At 57.6% G+C, this 16,240-nt stretch carries 12 protein-coding genes and 4 tRNA genes; all 16 read right to left on the bottom strand.

Features of this window, described 5'->3' with window-relative positions; genetic code table 11:
• Positions 1-193 precede the first annotated feature (193 nt).
• Entirely contained in the window at positions 194-4,393 is a 4,200-nt protein-coding gene (rpoC, locus tag ACK59L_RS06290) for a DNA-directed RNA polymerase subunit beta' (RefSeq protein WP_023535526.1), read from the bottom strand.
• Positions 4,394-4,457: 64 nt separating this feature from the next.
• Positions 4,458-8,531, bottom strand: coding sequence for a DNA-directed RNA polymerase subunit beta (gene rpoB / locus ACK59L_RS06285; protein WP_058639905.1), 4,074 nt, complete (start codon positions 8,529-8,531; stop codon positions 4,458-4,460).
• A gap of 219 nt (positions 8,532-8,750) precedes the next feature.
• Positions 8,751-9,116, bottom strand: a complete 366-nt coding sequence (rplL, locus tag ACK59L_RS06280; RefSeq protein ID WP_003255496.1) for a 50S ribosomal protein L7/L12 — start codon at positions 9,114-9,116, stop codon at positions 8,751-8,753.
• Positions 9,117-9,194: 78 nt separating this feature from the next.
• On the bottom strand, positions 9,195-9,695 hold the full coding sequence (rplJ, locus tag ACK59L_RS06275) for a 50S ribosomal protein L10 (protein WP_016715872.1): 501 nt from the start codon (positions 9,693-9,695) through the stop codon (positions 9,195-9,197).
• A gap of 197 nt (positions 9,696-9,892) precedes the next feature.
• The gene (gene rplA, locus ACK59L_RS06270; RefSeq protein WP_027915749.1) at positions 9,893-10,588 is read right to left on the bottom strand and encodes a 50S ribosomal protein L1; all 696 of its coding nucleotides are present in this window, start codon (positions 10,586-10,588) and stop codon (positions 9,893-9,895) included.
• A complete protein-coding gene (rplK, locus tag ACK59L_RS06265) occupies positions 10,588-11,019 on the bottom strand; it encodes a 50S ribosomal protein L11 (RefSeq protein WP_027915748.1) in 432 nt (143 codons plus the stop codon). The genes rplA and rplK overlap by 1 nt, the downstream gene beginning before the upstream one ends.
• Before the next feature lie 119 nt (positions 11,020-11,138).
• Positions 11,139-11,672 carry a transcription termination/antitermination protein NusG gene (gene nusG / locus ACK59L_RS06260; RefSeq protein ID WP_003255501.1) on the bottom strand — a complete coding sequence of 178 codons (534 nt, stop codon included), beginning with the start codon at positions 11,670-11,672 and terminating at the stop codon, positions 11,139-11,141.
• Positions 11,673-11,681: 9 nt separating this feature from the next.
• Positions 11,682-12,050 (bottom strand): preprotein translocase subunit SecE, encoded by a 369-nt coding sequence (gene secE, locus ACK59L_RS06255; protein ID WP_027915747.1) that lies wholly within the window; start codon positions 12,048-12,050, stop codon positions 11,682-11,684.
• A gap of 44 nt (positions 12,051-12,094) precedes the next feature.
• Positions 12,095-12,170 (bottom strand) — tRNA-Trp (locus tag ACK59L_RS06250).
• Positions 12,171-12,224: 54 nt separating this feature from the next.
• On the bottom strand, positions 12,225-13,418 hold the full coding sequence (tuf, locus tag ACK59L_RS06245; RefSeq protein ID WP_038411791.1) for an elongation factor Tu: 1,194 nt from the start codon (positions 13,416-13,418) through the stop codon (positions 12,225-12,227).
• Positions 13,419-13,496: 78 nt separating this feature from the next.
• Positions 13,497-13,572 (bottom strand) — tRNA-Thr (locus tag ACK59L_RS06240).
• A 29-nt stretch (positions 13,573-13,601) separates the two neighbouring features.
• Positions 13,602-13,675, bottom strand: a tRNA-Gly gene (locus ACK59L_RS06235).
• A gap of 24 nt (positions 13,676-13,699) precedes the next feature.
• Positions 13,700-13,783: transfer RNA gene (locus tag ACK59L_RS06230), tRNA-Tyr, on the bottom strand.
• Between the two features lie 152 nt (positions 13,784-13,935).
• Complete coding sequence (locus tag ACK59L_RS06225; protein ID WP_078479204.1) at positions 13,936-14,361, bottom strand: hypothetical protein; 426 nt, start codon at positions 14,359-14,361, stop codon at positions 13,936-13,938.
• A 7-nt stretch (positions 14,362-14,368) separates the two neighbouring features.
• Positions 14,369-15,118 carry a pantothenate kinase gene (locus ACK59L_RS06220; RefSeq protein ID WP_058606176.1) on the bottom strand — a complete coding sequence of 250 codons (750 nt, stop codon included), beginning with the start codon at positions 15,116-15,118 and terminating at the stop codon, positions 14,369-14,371.
• Positions 15,108-16,067: a bifunctional biotin--[acetyl-CoA-carboxylase] ligase/biotin operon repressor BirA gene (gene birA, locus ACK59L_RS06215; RefSeq protein WP_409272559.1), complete on the bottom strand. Its 960-nt coding sequence runs from the start codon at positions 16,065-16,067 to the stop codon at positions 15,108-15,110. Before birA ends, ACK59L_RS06220 begins: the two co-directional genes overlap by 11 nt.
• Positions 16,068-16,240: the final 173 nt, after the last annotated feature.

Here is a 16,240-nt window from a genome sequence, read left to right as displayed (position 1 = left end):
GTCTTGCGACTCTATTGTCTTGCAAGAAAGCCAAAAATTGGCGAGACGGAGCCTCACCAAATTTAAGGGTACAAAAGTCTAAAGAGGATCTTGCACCCAGTCAAGACAAGGCCCCGGCCCTCCCCGCCCGATCATCGGCAACATTTCATGTCGCCGACGACCGTTCGGGGTCAACCGGGGCCCTGCCCTGTACTCAGTTACCGCTGGAGTTCAGTGCTTCGGTCAGTGCGGCTTCCACCTCACTGGCGCTTACACGCAGCGGCTTGTCTGCATCACGGCGACGCTTGCGCTCGCTGTGGTAAGCCAGACCGGTACCGGCCGGGATCAAGCGACCCACGACCACGTTTTCTTTCAGACCACGCAGGTAGTCGCGCTTGCCAGTTACGGCCGCTTCGGTCAGTACGCGGGTGGTTTCCTGGAAGGAAGCCGCGGAAATGAACGACTCGGTCGACAGCGACGCCTTGGTGATACCCAGCAGCACACGGGTGAACTTGGAGATGAACTTGTCCTCGCCGGCGAGACGCTCGTTCTCTACCAGTACCTGAGTCAGTTCCATCTGGTCGCCCTTGATGAAGCTGGAATCGCCCGACTCGGAAATCTCGACCTTGCGCAGCATCTGGCGCAGGATGGTCTCGATGTGCTTGTCGTTGATCTTAACGCCTTGCAGACGGTAAACGTCCTGAATCTCGTTGACGATGTACTTGGCGAGTGCGCTGACACCCAACAGACGCAGGATGTCGTGCGGATCGCTCGGGCCGTCCGAGATAACTTCGCCGCGGTTTACCTGCTCACCCTCGAAGACGTTCAGGTGACGCCACTTCGGAATCAGCTCTTCGTACGGATCGCTACCGTCGGTCGGCGTGATCACCAGGCGACGCTTGCCCTTGGTCTCTTTACCGAAGGCGATGGTACCGCTGACTTCAGCCAGAATCGACGCTTCCTTCGGACGACGCGCTTCGAACAAGTCGGCAACACGTGGCAGACCACCGGTGATGTCACGGGTCTTGGACGTTTCTTGCGGGATACGCGCGATAACGTCACCGACACCGATCTGGGCACCGTCGGCTACGCCAACCAGGGCGTTGGCCGGCAGGAAGTACTGGGCAGGTACATCGGTACCCGGCAGGTACAGGTCCTTGCCAGAGGCATCCACCATCTTGATGGCCGGACGGATTTCCTTGCCTGCGGCAGGGCGATCCTTGACGTCCAACACTTCAATGTTGGTCAGGCCGGTGAGCTCATCGGTCTGACGCTTGATGGTGATGTTTTCTTCCATGCCCACGAAGGTCACGGTACCTTTGAGCTCGGTCACGATCGGGTGGGTGTGCGGGTCCCACTTAGCGACGATGGCGCCAGCTTCGACCTTGTCACCTTCCTTGACCGAAATCACAGCGCCGTACGGCAGCTTGTAACGCTCACGCTCACGACCGAATTCGTCGGCAATGGCCAACTCGCCCGAACGCGACACGGCAACCAGGTTACCGTCTGCGCGCTCAACCTGCTTCAGGTTATGCAGACGTACCATACCGCCATTCTTCACCTGAACGCTGTCAGCAGCCGAGGTCCGGCTTGCAGCACCACCGATGTGGAACGTACGCATGGTCAGCTGGGTACCAGGCTCACCGATGGACTGGGCGGCGATGACGCCGACCGCTTCACCGATGTTCACCTGATGACCGCGCGCCAGGTCACGGCCGTAGCACTTGGCGCAGATACCAAAGCGGGTCTCGCAGCTGATCGGCGAACGCACGACCACTTCGTCGATGCTGTTCAGCTCGATGAACTCGACCCACTTCTCGTCTACCAGCGTACCGGCAGGAACGATGACGTCCTCGGTGCCTGGCTTGAACACGTCACGGGCGATCACACGGCCCAGAACACGCTCACCCAGCGGCTCGACAACGTCGCCGCCTTCGATGTGCGGGGTCATGACCAGACCTTGGTCGGTACCGCAGTCGATCTCGGTCACCACCAGGTCCTGCGCCACGTCTACCAGACGACGCGTCAGGTAACCGGAGTTAGCAGTCTTCAGTGCGGTATCCGCCAGACCCTTACGAGCACCGTGAGTCGAGATGAAGTACTGAAGTACGCTCAGACCTTCACGGAAGTTCGCGGTGATCGGCGTCTCGATGATGGAGCCGTCCGGCTTGGCCATCAGGCCACGCATACCGGCCAGCTGACGGATCTGGGCTGCAGAACCACGCGCACCCGAGTCAGCCATCATGTACATCGAGTTGAACGATTCCTGGTCGACTTCGTTGCCCTCGCGATCAATGACCTTCTCTTTCGAAAGGTTGGCCATCATCGCCTTGGACACTTCGTCGTTCGCCTTGGACCACAAGTCGATGACCTTGTTGTACTTCTCGCCCTGGGTTACCAGGCCGGAGGCGTACTGACTTTCGATTTCCTTCACTTCATCGGTAGCCGTACCGATGATGCGCGCCTTCTCATCCGGGATGACGAAGTCGTTCACACCGATGGAAACACCGGAGATGGTCGAGTAGGCGAAACCGGTGTACATCAACTGGTCAGCGAAGATTACGGTCTCTTTCAGACCAACCACGCGGTAGCACTGGTTGATCAGCTTGGAGATCGCCTTTTTCTTCATTGGCTGGTTGACGACATCGTAAGGCAGGCCAGCAGGTACAACCTGGAACAGCAGCGCACGGCCAACAGTGGTGTCGACGATGCGGGTGTTCTTGGTGACGCTGCCATCACGGTCTTTCACGGTCTCGTTGATACGAACCTTGATTTTCGCGTGCAGGGCAGCTTCGCCGGCGCGGAATACGCGGTCGACTTCCTGCAGGTCGGCAAACACACGACCCTCGCCCTTGGCGTTGATGGCCTCACGGGTCATGTAATACAGACCCAACACGACGTCCTGAGACGGAACGATGATTGGCTCACCGTTGGCTGGCGACAGGATGTTGTTGGTCGACATCATCAGTGCACGCGCTTCGAGCTGGGCTTCCAGCGTCAGCGGCACGTGAACGGCCATCTGGTCACCGTCGAAGTCGGCGTTGTACGCGGCGCAGACCAGCGGGTGCAGCTGGATGGCCTTACCTTCGATCAGTACCGGTTCAAAGGCCTGGATACCCAGACGGTGCAGGGTCGGTGCACGGTTGAGCAGCACGGGGTGTTCGCGAATCACTTCGGCGAGAACGTCCCACACCTCTGGCAGTTCGCGCTCGACCATCTTTTTGGCAGCCTTGATGGTGGTCGCCAGACCACGCATTTCCAGCTTGCCGAAAATGAACGGTTTGAACAGCTCGAGGGCCATCTTCTTCGGCAGACCGCACTGGTGCAGACGCAGGGTCGGGCCTACGGTAATTACCGAACGGCCGGAGTAGTCCACACGCTTACCGAGCAAGTTCTGACGGAAGCGACCTTGCTTACCTTTGATCATGTCGGCCAGGGACTTCAGCGGACGCTTGTTCGAACCAGTGATGGCGCGACCACGACGGCCGTTGTCCAGCAGGGCGTCGACCGCTTCCTGCAGCATGCGCTTTTCGTTGCGCACGATGATGTCCGGCGCCGACAGATCCAGCAGGCGCTTGAGACGGTTGTTACGGTTGATCACCCGACGGTACAGGTCGTTCAGATCGGAGGTCGCGAAGCGGCCGCCATCCAACGGTACCAGTGGGCGCAGGTCCGGCGGCAGCACTGGCAGGACGGTCAGGACCATCCACTCAGGCAGGTTGCCGGAGCCCTGGAAGGCTTCCATGAGCTTCAGGCGCTTGGACAGCTTCTTGATCTTGGTTTCCGAGTTGGTCTGCGGAATCTCTTCACGCAGGCGGCCGATCTCGTGCTCCAGGTCGATAGCGTGCAGCAGCTCGCGGACAGCCTCGGCACCCATGCGGGCGTCGAAATCGTCACCGAACTCTTCCAGCGCTTCGAAGTACTGCTCGTCGTTGAGCAACTGGCCTTTTTCAAGCGTAGTCATGCCTGGGTCGATTACGACGTAGCTCTCGAAGTAGAGCACGCGCTCGATATCACGCAGGGTCATGTCCATCAGCAAGCCGATACGGGACGGCAGCGACTTCAGGAACCAGATGTGTGCGACCGGCGAAGCCAGCTCGATGTGAGCCATGCGCTCACGACGGACCTTGGCGAGGGCAACTTCAACGCCGCACTTCTCGCAGATAACGCCGCGATGCTTGAGGCGCTTGTACTTACCGCACAGGCACTCGTAGTCCTTGACTGGGCCAAAGATCTTGGCGCAGAACAGGCCGTCACGTTCTGGTTTGAACGTACGGTAGTTGATGGTTTCCGGCTTCTTAACTTCACCGAACGACCACGAACGGATCATCTCTGGTGACGCCAGACCGATGCGGATGGCGTCGAACTCTTCGACTTGACCCTGGTTTTTCAGCAAATTCAGTAGGTCTTTCAAGGCCTTTCCTCCTGGCGGAGCAGGGAGCGGGCACTGCCTGCCCCACTCCCCTTCACGTCACGTGTTATTCGGTTTCCAGATCGATATCGATACCGAGCGAACGGATCTCTTTGATCAACACGTTGAAGGACTCGGGCATGCCCGGCTCCATACGGTGATCGCCATCCACGATGTTCTTGTACATCTTGGTACGGCCGTTCACGTCGTCCGACTTCACTGTGAGCATTTCTTGCAGGGTGTATGCCGCGCCGTATGCTTCCAGCGCCCACACTTCCATCTCCCCGAAACGCTGACCACCGAACTGTGCCTTACCACCCAGCGGCTGCTGAGTAACCAGGCTGTAAGAACCAGTGGAACGCGCGTGCATCTTGTCGTCCACCAAGTGGTTCAGCTTCAGCATGTACATGTAACCAACGGTCACAGGACGCTCGAACTTGTTGCCGGTACGGCCATCGAACAGCACCATCTGGCCGCTCTCAGGCAGGTCGGCCAGCTTCAGCATGGCCTTGATCTCGCTCTCTTTCGCACCGTCGAACACGGGCGTTGCCATTGGCACGCCTTTCTTCAGGTTATGAGCCAGGGCGAGAATTTCTTCATCGCTGAACTCGTCGAGGCTTTCCTGACGACCACCGATCTCGTTGTAGACCTCGGTCAGGAACACGCGCAGCTCTGCGGCCTTGCGCTGCTCCTCGATCATGCGATCGATCTTTTCACCCAGACCCTTGGCCGCGAGGCCCAAGTGGGTTTCCAGAATCTGACCCACGTTCATACGCGAAGGTACACCCAGCGGGTTCAGTACGACATCGACCGGCGTGCCGTTGGCGTCATGCGGCATGTCTTCGACCGGCATGATCACCGAGACAACACCTTTGTTACCGTGACGACCGGCCATCTTGTCACCCGGCTGGATGCGACGGCGGATTGCCAGGTAGACCTTGACGATCTTCAGAACGCCTGGTGCCAGGTCATCGCCCTGTTGCAGCTTGCGCTTCTTGTCTTCGAACTTGTCGTCCAGCAGTCGGCGACGGTCGACGATGTACTGCTGAGCCTTTTCCAGCTGCTCGTTCAGTGCATCTTCGGCCATGCGCAGTTTGAACCACTGACCGTGCTCCAGACCGGCGAGGACTTCATCAGTGATGACAGTGCCTTTCTTCAGGCCTGCACCACCGTCGACCACCTGACCATCCAACGCAGAGCGCAGACGCTCGAAGGTTGCGCCTTCGACGATGCGGAACTCCTCGTTGAGGTCCTTGCGGATCTCGTCGAGCTGCATCTTCTCGATGGCCAGCGCACGGCTGTCACGCTCGACGCCATCACGGGTGAAGACCTGAACGTCGATGACAGTACCCTTGGTACCGGTCGGTACGCGCAGGGAAGTGTCCTTAACGTCGCTGGCTTTTTCGCCGAAGATCGCGCGCAGCAGTTTTTCTTCAGGGGTGAGCTGGGTTTCGCCTTTTGGCGTTACCTTGCCGACCAGAATATCGCCAGCGCCAACTTCAGCACCGACGTAAACGATACCGGCTTCGTCCAGCTTGTTCAGCGCAGCCTCACCCACGTTCGGGATGTCTGCAGTGATCTCTTCTGGGCCAAGCTTGGTGTCACGGGCCACACAGGTCAGTTCCTGGATGTGGATCGTGGTGAAGCGATCTTCCTGAACGACGCGCTCGGAGAGGCAGATGGAGTCTTCGAAGTTGAAGCCGTTCCATGCCATGAACGCGATGCGCATGTTCTGACCCAGCGCCAGCTCACCCATGTCGGTGGACGGGCCATCGGCCATGATATCGCCGCGCTGTACCATGTCACCCTTGCTCACCAACGGACGCTGGTTGATGCAGGTGTTCTGGTTCGAACGGGTGTACTTGGTCAGGTTGTAGATATCTACACCTGCCTCACCGGTTTCCACTTCGTCATCCGCTACACGGACCACGATACGGCTGGCGTCGACCGAGTCGATCACGCCACCGCGGCGAGCAACCACGCAGACACCGGAGTCACGGGCAACGTTGCGCTCCATGCCGGTACCTACCAGCGGCTTGTCGGCACGCAGGGTGGGTACAGCCTGACGCTGCATGTTCGAGCCCATCAGTGCACGGTTGGCGTCGTCGTGCTCCAGGAATGGGATCAGCGACGCAGCGACCGAGACTACCTGCTTGGGCGAAACGTCCATCAGGGTGACGTCTTCCGGCGCCTTGACGGTGAATTCGTTCAGGTGACGCACAGCGACCAGCTCATCGATCAGCTGCTTCTTGTCGTTCATCGCGGCCGAAGCCTGGGCGATCACGTGATCGGCCTCTTCGATGGCAGACAGGAATACGATGTCGTCGCTGACAACGCCTTCCTTCACCACACGGTACGGGCTTTCCAGGAAGCCGTACTGGTTGGTGCGAGCATACGCAGCCAGGGAGTTGATCAGACCGATGTTCGGACCTTCAGGGGTCTCGATCGGGCACACACGGCCGTAGTGAGTCGGGTGTACGTCACGTACCTCGAAGCCAGCACGCTCTCGGGTCAGACCGCCAGGGCCGAGTGCGGAAACACGGCGCTTGTGGGTGATCTCGGAGAGCGGGTTGTTCTGGTCCATGAACTGCGAAAGCTGGCTGGAACCGAAGAACTCTTTCACCGCCGCCGCAACCGGCTTGGCGTTGATCAGGTCCTGAGGCATCAGGCCTTCGCTTTCAGCCATCGACAGACGTTCCTTGACCGCGCGCTCGACACGCACCAGGCCTACACGGAACTGGTTCTCGGCCATTTCACCAACGCAACGTACGCGACGGTTACCCAGGTGGTCGATGTCGTCGACGATGCCTTTGCCGTTACGGATATCGACGAGAGTCTTCAGAACCTCGACGATATCTTCCTTGCTCAGCACGCCCGAACCTTCGATTTCGGTGCGACCGATACGACGGTTGAACTTCATGCGGCCGACGGCGGACAGGTCGTAACGCTCGGCGCTGAAGAACAGGTTGTTGAACAGGGTTTCGGCAGCATCCTTGGTCGGCGGCTCACCTGGACGCATCATGCGATAGATTTCGACCAGAGCTTCCAATTGGTTGCTGGTGGTGTCGATCTTCAAGGTATCGGAGATGAACGGACCGCAATCGATGTCGTTGGTGTACAGGGTCTCGATACGGACAACCTGTGCCTTGGCGACTTTAACCAGCAGTTCGGTCGTCAGCTCGGTGTTGCACTCGGCAATGATCTCGCCGGTTGCAGGGTGCACGATGGCCTTGGCAGTCGTACGGCCCAGGACGTATTCCATTGGCACGTCGAGCTGTTTGACACCGGCTTTTTCGAGCTGATTGATATGGCGCGCAGTGATGCGGCGGCCTTGCTCGACGATGACCTTGCCATTCTCGTCATGGATGTCCATGACCGCGACTTCACCACGCAGACGCTGTGGCACCAGTTCAAGGCTGAGGTTCTCGCCGGAAACATGGAACACGTTGGTGGTGTAGAAGGTGTTCAGCACTTCTTCAGTGCTGTAGCCCAGCGCGCGCAGCAGGACGGAAGCCGGCAGTTTGCGGCGACGGTCGATACGCACGAATACGCAGTCCTTGGGATCGAACTCGAAGTCCAACCAGGAGCCGCGGTAAGGAATGATGCGAGCGGAGTACAGCAGCTTGCCCGAGCTGTGAGTCTTGCCACGGTCGTGGTCGAAGAATACACCCGGCGAGCGGTGCAGCTGGGAAACGATCACACGCTCGGTACCGTTGATTACGAAGGTACCGTTCTCAGTCATCAGGGGGATTTCGCCCATGTAGACTTCTTGCTCTTTGATGTCCTTGATCGCTTTGTTCGACGATTCCTTGTCGAAGATGATCAGGCGCACCTTGACCCGCAGTGGGACCGCGAAGGTCACGCCACGCAGGACACATTCCTTCACATCGAAGGCGGGTTCGCCCAGGCGATAGCCTACGTACTCCAAGGCAGCATTGCCGGAGTAGCTGATGATCGGGAATACCGATTTGAAGGCCGCATGCAGACCGACGTCGCGGAACTGATCCTTGGATGCTCCCGCTTGCAGGAATTCGCGATACGAATCCAGCTGGATGGCCAGGAGGTAAGGCACATCCATCACGTCCGGCAACTTGCTAAAGTCCTTGCGGATACGTTTTTTCTCAGTGTATGAGTAAGCCATCAGCGTTCCCCAGCTTGGTCACCTGCTTGTTTGGCTTCTCCCGGCGGGAGCAGCCAGAAAATCGTGCAAACCCTTGGTTTGCGCCACCCACATGGGTGTCTTGCAGCTTGTTATCGGGGCCGGCCTGACCGACCGCCAATAACGGAAAAAGGCCGGTGGCATAAGCCACCAGCCATCAGCCCTTTGCTCAACGCTCGGACTGGCGTCGCAAGGTCGAGATTACTTCAGCTCGACTTTAGCGCCTGCTTCTTCCAGCTTCTTCTTAGCGTCTTCAGCGGCTTCTTTCGAAACGCCTTCAGCTACAACCTGAGGAGCGCCATCGACTTTCTCTTTGGCTTCTTTCAGGCCCAGACCGGTCAGTTCGCGAACGGCCTTGATCACGTTCACTTTCTTGTCGCCAGCTTCAACCAGAACAACGTTGAACTCGGTCTGCTCTTCAACAACGGCAGCAGCAGCAGCTGGGCCAGCAGCGGCAACAGCAGCGGTAACGCCGAAGGTTTCTTCCATAGCTTTGATCAGCTCAACAACTTCCAGAACGGTTTTCTGGCCGATTGCTTCGATGATTTGCTCGTTAGTCAGGGACATGACTTAAATCCTGTATTGGGGTGACAGCCTACGCAGCCATCAAATTAAACGAATGATTTTGAAAGAGTTTCGCTTGCCTTAGGCAGCGGTAGCTTCTTTCTGGTCGCGAATGGCTGCCAGAGTACGAGCCAGCTTGCTGGTAGCGCCTTGGATCACGCTCATCAGTTTCGCAATAGCTTCGTCGCGGGTCGGCAGGGTAGCCAACACGTCGATCTGGTTCGCTGCAATGAAATTGCCGTCAAACGCAGCTGCCTTGATCTCGAACTTGTCCTGACCCTTGGCGAACTCTTTGAACAGACGGGCAGCAGCGCCCGGGTGTTCGTTGGAGAAAGCAATCAGGGTCGGGCCTTTGAACGCATCGTTGAGGATCGAAAATTCGGTGCCTTCAACAGCGCGCTTGAGCAGGGTGTTACGTACGACACGCACGTATACGCCAGCTTCGCGGGCCTCTTTACGGAGTCCGGTCATTGCGCTTACAGTCACACCACGGGCATCGGCCACGACAGCGGACAGAGCGACTTTGGCAGCCTCGTTGACTTCAGCGACGATGGCCTTCTTGTCTTCGAGTTTAATTGCCACGGGTTTACTCCTGGTTTTTACCGTTTCATCTGGCCGAAGCCGGATGTCGTTTTGGTGTCTGATTCGGTAACGAATCGGGAGCACCATCTGCGTGGGCTGGTGTTTTAAGGCTTGCGCCGCCTACGGTCTTGGATAGCCCCCGCCAGGCAGGGACCCCAATTTTTGCTGGTGGCGTGACAGGTCACACCACCATGTTCTTACACGTCCAGCGAGCTCTGGTCGATGACCAGACCTGGGCCCATAGTGGTGCTCAGGGTAACGCGCTTGACGTAGATACCTTTCGAAGAAGCTGGCTTGATACGCTTGAGGTCAGCGATCAGCGCTTCAACGTTTTCCTTCAGCTTGCCGGCTTCGAAGCCGATTTTGCCAACGGAAGTGTGAATGATACCGTTCTTGTCGGTACGGTAGCGAACCTGACCAGCCTTGGCGTTTTTCACGGCAGTGGCTACGTCTGGGGTTACGGTACCAACCTTCGGGTTAGGCATCAGGCCACGTGGGCCCAGAACCTGACCCAGCTGACCTACGACACGCATGGCATCAGGCGATGCGATGACGACGTCATAGTTCAGGTCGCCGCCTTTCATTTCAGCAGCCAGATCGTCCATACCTACGCGGTCAGCGCCGGCAGCCAGAGCGGCTTCAGCAGCTGGACCCTGGGTGAAGACAGCAACACGTACAGTCTTGCCAGTGCCGTGTGGCAGCACGGTAGCGCTACGAACAACCTGGTCGGATTTACGTGGGTCAACACCGAGGTTTACCGCGATGTCGTACGATTCGACGAACTTGGCAGCCGGCAGCGAAGCCAGCAGAGTTGCCGCTTCTTCGAAGTTATAGGCCTTGCCTGCTTCGATTTTTTCGGCGATTGCCTTTTGGCGCTTGGTCAGCTTAGCCATTACACACCCTCCACGTTCAAGCCCATGCTGCGGGCAGAGCCAGCGATGGTGCGTACAGCTGCGTCCAGGTCAGCAGAAGTCAGGTCGGCTTGTTTAGCCTTGGCGATTTCTTCCAGCTGAGCGCGGGTAACGGTACCGACTTTAACGGTGTTCGGGCGAGCCGAACCACTGGTCAGGCCAGCAGCTTTCTTCAGCAGAACCGAGGCAGGAGTGCTCTTGGTCTCGAAGGTGAAGCTACGGTCGCTGTATACAGTGATGATCACTGGAGTCGGCAGGCCGGCTTCTTGACCCTGGGTACGGGCGTTGAAGGCCTTGCAGAATTCCATGATGTTCACACCATGTTGGCCCAGTGCTGGACCAACGGGTGGGCTTGGGTTGGCCTGGCCGGCCTTAACTTGCAGCTTGATGTAAGCCTGAATCTTCTTAGCCATGAGCTACTCCAATATCGGGTACGAACGCCTATTGGCTCCCCGGATGACTTGCGTTTTATCCCAGTGACGACAAAACCCCGCAGCACACAGGGCTGCGGGGTATGGGATGCTTCGTCCGCCTAGACCTTTTCGACCTGGCTGAACTCGAGCTCCACGGGCGTAGAGCGACCGAAAATAAGCACTGCAACCTGCAGGCGGCTCTTTTCGTAGTTAACCTCTTCGACACTACCATTGAAGTCTGCGAACGGACCATCAATGACTCGAACCACTTCACCGGGCTCGAACAGAGTCTTGGGCTTCGGCTTGTCACTGCCGTCGGCAACGCGACGCAGGATTGCCTCAGCTTCTTTATCAGTGATGGGTGCGGGCTTGTCCGCTGTACCACCGATAAAGCCCATCACGCGCGGGGTATCCTTGACCAAGTGCCAAGTCCCTTCGTTCATTTCCATCTGGACCAACACGTAGCCCGGAAAGAACTTGCGTTCACTCTTGCGCTTCTGGCCGTTACGCATTTCAACGACTTCTTCGGTCGGAACCAGGATCTCGCCGAAACCGTCTTCCATGCCAGCCAGCTTGACGCGCTCGATCAAGGAGCGCATCACATGCTTCTCGTAACCCGAGTAAGCATGCACAACATACCAACGCTTAGCCACGGGGCACCTTTAGCCTACGATCAAGGAGACCGCCCAGCCGAGCAGGGAATCGAGCCCCCACAGCAGCAGAGCCATAACCAGCACGACAGCCACAACAATCAGCGTGGTCTGGGTGGTTTCTTGGCGGGTCGGCCATACGACTTTACGAATCTCGGTACGCGCTTCCTTGGCCAGCGTAAAGAACGACTTACCCTTCGCGGTCTGCAAGGCAACAAAGCCAGCAACAGCAGCCAGAGCAAGAAGTGCGAGTACGCGGTACAGAATTGGAGCAGCAGAGTAATACTGATTACCCACTACACCAACAACCACCAAAGCCACTACAGCCAGCCACTTGAACAGATCAAAACGCGATTCTTGGGCTTCAGTTTTGGGGGTCATCGAGGAGGATCCTGTAAGAAGAAAGCCATCACACCGAGGTGAAATGGCAGGTCAGGAGGGAATCGAACCCCCAACCTACGGTTTTGGAGACCGTCGCTCTGCCAATTGAGCTACTGACCTGTAACGCTGTATCAGGCCGGCTATTATACCGGCCCAATCAAGTAAATCAACTACTTATTCAATAATTTTGGCTACGACGCCCGCGCCGACGGTACGACCGCCTTCACGGATAGCGAAGCGCAGACCGTCTTCCATTGCGATGGTCTTGATCAGGGTAACAGTCATCTGAATGTTGTCACCTGGCATTACCATTTCAACGCCTTCCGGCAGTTCGCAGTTACCGGTCACGTCAGTGGTACGGAAGTAGAACTGAGGACGGTAGCCTTTGAAGAACGGAGTGTGACGACCGCCTTCTTCTTTCGACAGAACGTAGACTTCTGCGGTGAACTTGGTGTGCGGCTTGACCGAACCTGGCTTGACCAGAACCTGGCCACGCTCAACGTCGTCACGCTTGGTACCACGCAGCAGAACGCCGCAGTTCTCGCCAGCACGGCCTTCGTCCAGCAGCTTGCGGAACATCTCAACACCGGTGCAGGTGGTGGTGGTGGTGTCACGCAGACCAACGATTTCCAGCGGATCCTGAACGCGGACGATACCACGCTCGATACGGCCGGTCACAACGGTACCACGACCCGAGATCGAGAACACGTCTTCGATCGGCATCAGGAAAGGCTGGTCGATGGCACGAACTGGCTCAGGGATGTAGGAATCCAGAGTCTCTACCAGCTTCTTGACAGCGGTAGTGCCCATTTCGTTGTCGTCTTTGCCTTCCAGCGCCATACGAGCCGAACCGATGATGATCGGGGTGTCGTCGCCTGGGAAGTCGTAGGTGGACAGCAGGTCGCGAACTTCCATCTCGACCAGTTCCAGCAGCTCAGCGTCGTCTACCAGGTCAGCCTTGTTCAGGAAGACCACGATGTACGGAACGCCAACCTGACGGGACAGCAGGATGTGCTCACGGGTTTGTGGCATCGGACCATCGGCGGCCGAGCAAACCAGGATCGCGCCGTCCATCTGGGCAGCACCGGTGATCATGTTCTTCACGTAGTCAGCGTGACCTGGGCAGTCAACGTGAGCGTAGTGACGAATGGTCGAGTTGTACTCAACGTGAGCGGTGTTGATGGTGATACCGCGCGCTTTTTCTTCCGGAGCCGAGTCGATCTTGTCGAACTCAACGACTGCCGAACCGAATACTTCGGAGCAGACGCGAGTCAGAGCTGCGGTCAGAGTGGTCTTACCGTGGTCAACGTGGCCGATAGTGCCGACGTTAACGTGGGGAAGGGAACGATCAAACTTTTCCTTAGCCATCGATACAATCCTCCGCAGAAGAAATAGTCTTGCGCTGATAAAACAAAGGCAGATATTTTCATATCTGCCTTGTTTATATGGAGCTCTTGAGCGGACTTGAACCGCTGACCTCACCCTTACCAAGGGTGTGCTCTACCAACTGAGCTACAAGAGCGAAACACGTTGTGCAATAACCAGCAAACTTGGAGCGGGTAGCGGGAATCGAACCCGCATCATCAGCTTGGAAGGCTGAGGTTCTACCACTAAACTATACCCGCGAGGCTTGCGGCTCTCGCTAAAACTGGTGGAGGGAGAAGGATTCGAACCTTCGAAGCTCTCGCAACGGATTTACAGTCCGTCCCCTTTGGCCGCTCGGGAATCCCTCCAGATGTGGCCGGCATTTTATTCATCTGCCGTCCTAGTGTCAAGCGCTTTTTCAAATTTTTTCAATCAAATCTGAAACTTAGCTGCGGTGACACCGCTTGCAACTCAACCACCTGAGTGGTGTTCCCTGCGAAGCGGGCGCCATTCTATCAAGCTATTCACCAGTTGCAATACCCTGGCAGAAAATAATTTGATGTTTTAAGTCTTTGAAATCATTGGAAAGCGCGTCAAGGGCCGCTGGGTCCAACAAGCGTTCACTTTCAGGCTCTACTTTGAGCCAACGCCCCTGGGCACCTGCGACCTGCCCACGGACTGGAGCCGTGGCGATGTCCAGACTTGTCAGCCGCTGACGAAGCGACTCGAGCACCTCGGTCGTCATTGCGCCTCCAACGATGAGGCACTCTTCGCGACGCCGATCAGGTGCCGCCACTCCCGCTTCCCGCAACAGGCGAATGTCCTGCTGACTGCCTTTATAAAGCGAAAGCGGCGTGACATCCTTGACCTTGAGTGGCGCCTCCTGCTGATTCCAGACGTAGTACACACCATTGAGGATCAGCAGCAACAAGAACAACCAGCGCATAGGCACCTCAATTCAATGGGCAGGCCATGGCCAGGCCTACAAAGACCAAGTCGGGCACTACACGCGCGTCAGGCAGCGAGTCCTTGACCAGCGGGGCATCCCCTCCCGTCAGGAACACAGCAAAATCCTCGCCCCACATCTCACGCGCTTGCTCAACTTGTGTGCGCACGAAGCCTTGCAGCATCAGCACACAGCCTCGTTCGACCGCCTCCACCGTTGAGCGACCCGGAGCCAAGCTGACCAGTGCGCGCTCGGCAGACGCATCGTCATAGCGAATACGCCGCGTGTGCGTGCGCAGCTGGCTGCGCATCAGAGGCATGCCTGGACAGATATAGCCGCCGAGATGCTCCCCATTGGCCGCCACGAAGTCCGCTTTGGCCGCAGTGCCCAGATCAATGACGAGGCAAGCGCCCTTGGCCAAGTGAAATGCGCCCAGCGTTGCCAGCCAACGATCCATACCAAGGCGCTGATAGTCCTCATAGCCGTTGCGCACGCCCGCCATCTCCGGCGCTGACCGTGCGACCTGTGCCTGGACGGCAAACACTTGAGCAATCAGTGACGTCAAAGCGTCGGTTTCTTCTTCACTGCGCACACTGACGATACGGCAAGCCGTAACCTGCACGCATGCCAGCGCTCTGATCTGGTCCATGAGTGTCTGGTCGGAATCCACGATTCCGCCACCCACGATCATTGCGTCGTGAACGTGAATTACCCGCCACTTGATAAAGCTGTTACCGCAATCGAGCTCAAGAATCATCACTCAACCTCAAACTAAGCTCGCCGCCGCTGAAAACTCTCTCAACGCCATCTACACGCATGCGCAAACCGCCCTGCCCGTCCACGCCCGCGACTACGCCTTGTATCTGGGTGGCTCCGGCAATGAGCGTGACATTGCGACCCTGCCAGAGATGCGCATGCTCCCATTCTTCCTGGAAAGCCGCGAACCCATAGCGGCGGTGACGCCCCAGCTCATTCTCCAAGTGGTGGCTCAGCACCGCCACTAAATGGTTGCGGTCTACAGGCGCCCCCAATTCTCGACGCATGGATGTCCATCGTTGATCCACCTGCGCATTGGCCTGCATATTTACGTTTATGCCAATGCCCAGCACCACATGGCATACATCTGCCGGATCACCGATCAACTCGAGCAAGATACCGGTGACCTTGTGACCATCGACCAGCACGTCGTTAGGCCACTTCAAGCCTACATTCCTTACCCCGAATGCCTGCAATGTGCGCATGACCGCCAACCCCACGACCAGGCTCAGGCCCTCCAGCTGGCGCATGCCGCCATCAATGCGCAGCACCAGACTGAAGTAAAGGTTTTGCGCGAAAGGGCTGATCCATTGCCGGCCGCGTCTCCCGCGACCCGCAGTCTGCTGCTCCGCCAAGACGACGAAGGGCGCTGGCTGTCCTTCCGCCGCCAGGCGCATACCTTCAGCATTGGTCGAGTCGATCGACTCATGAATGAATGTGGGCCAGGATGCCGCCTCCACGTATCCTGCGATCGCAGCATTGTCCAGCAGCACCAACGGTGAGGCTAGCTGATAGCCGCGTCCACGTACCTTATGGATACTGAGGTTTAGCTCGCTTTCCAGGTGCTGCAGCTGCTTCCACACCGCACTGCGACTGACGCCCAGAGCCGCCCCCAGAGCTTCTCCGGAATGGAATCGGCCATCCTTGAGGAGATTCAACAACTTCAGCATGCGCGTCTCGACTTCGAATGAGGCTGGCATGATAGCCATGGGGGATTGCCTTGCATAGGACAAGGACCTGCGATTGGAATTGGGGGGTACGCTGCACCGGACCGGCTCAGTCCCTAGACCGCTAACCCTCGCGCCTTTCACAGGTGCAATGCCGGCCGGCTTATTTGACGCCC

The sequence above is a fragment of the Pseudomonas sp. KCJK9111 genome (genome assembly GCF_046231935.1).
GTDB classification, from domain to species: Bacteria; Pseudomonadota; Gammaproteobacteria; order Pseudomonadales; family Pseudomonadaceae; genus Aquipseudomonas; species Aquipseudomonas parafulva_B.
Note: the sequence above shows the minus strand (reverse complement) of the source record. Positions and strands in the feature narration are given on the sequence as shown.

Bases quoted from the DNA above. Each gene is read 5' to 3' on its own strand.
- birA (WP_409272559.1), bottom strand. From the start codon at position 16,067: ATGCTGAAGTTGTTGAATCTCCTCAAGGATGGCCGATTCCATTCCGGA.
- rpoB (WP_058639905.1), bottom strand. From the start codon at position 8,531: ATGGCTTACTCATACACTGAGAAAAAACGTATCCGCAAGGACTTTAGC.
- rplA (WP_027915749.1), bottom strand. From the start codon at position 10,588: ATGGCTAAGCTGACCAAGCGCCAAAAGGCAATCGCCGAAAAAATCGAA.
- rplK (WP_027915748.1), bottom strand. From the start codon at position 11,019: ATGGCTAAGAAGATTCAGGCTTACATCAAGCTGCAAGTTAAGGCCGGC.
- secE (WP_027915747.1), bottom strand. From the start codon at position 12,050: ATGACCCCCAAAACTGAAGCCCAAGAATCGCGTTTTGATCTGTTCAAG.
- ACK59L_RS06225 (WP_078479204.1), bottom strand. From the start codon at position 14,361: ATGCGCTGGTTGTTCTTGTTGCTGCTGATCCTCAATGGTGTGTACTAC.
- ACK59L_RS06220 (WP_058606176.1), bottom strand. From the start codon at position 15,118: ATGATTCTTGAGCTCGATTGCGGTAACAGCTTTATCAAGTGGCGGGTA.
- tuf (WP_038411791.1), bottom strand. From the start codon at position 13,418: ATGGCTAAGGAAAAGTTTGATCGTTCCCTTCCCCACGTTAACGTCGGC.
- rplL (WP_003255496.1), bottom strand. From the start codon at position 9,116: ATGTCCCTGACTAACGAGCAAATCATCGAAGCAATCGGCCAGAAAACC.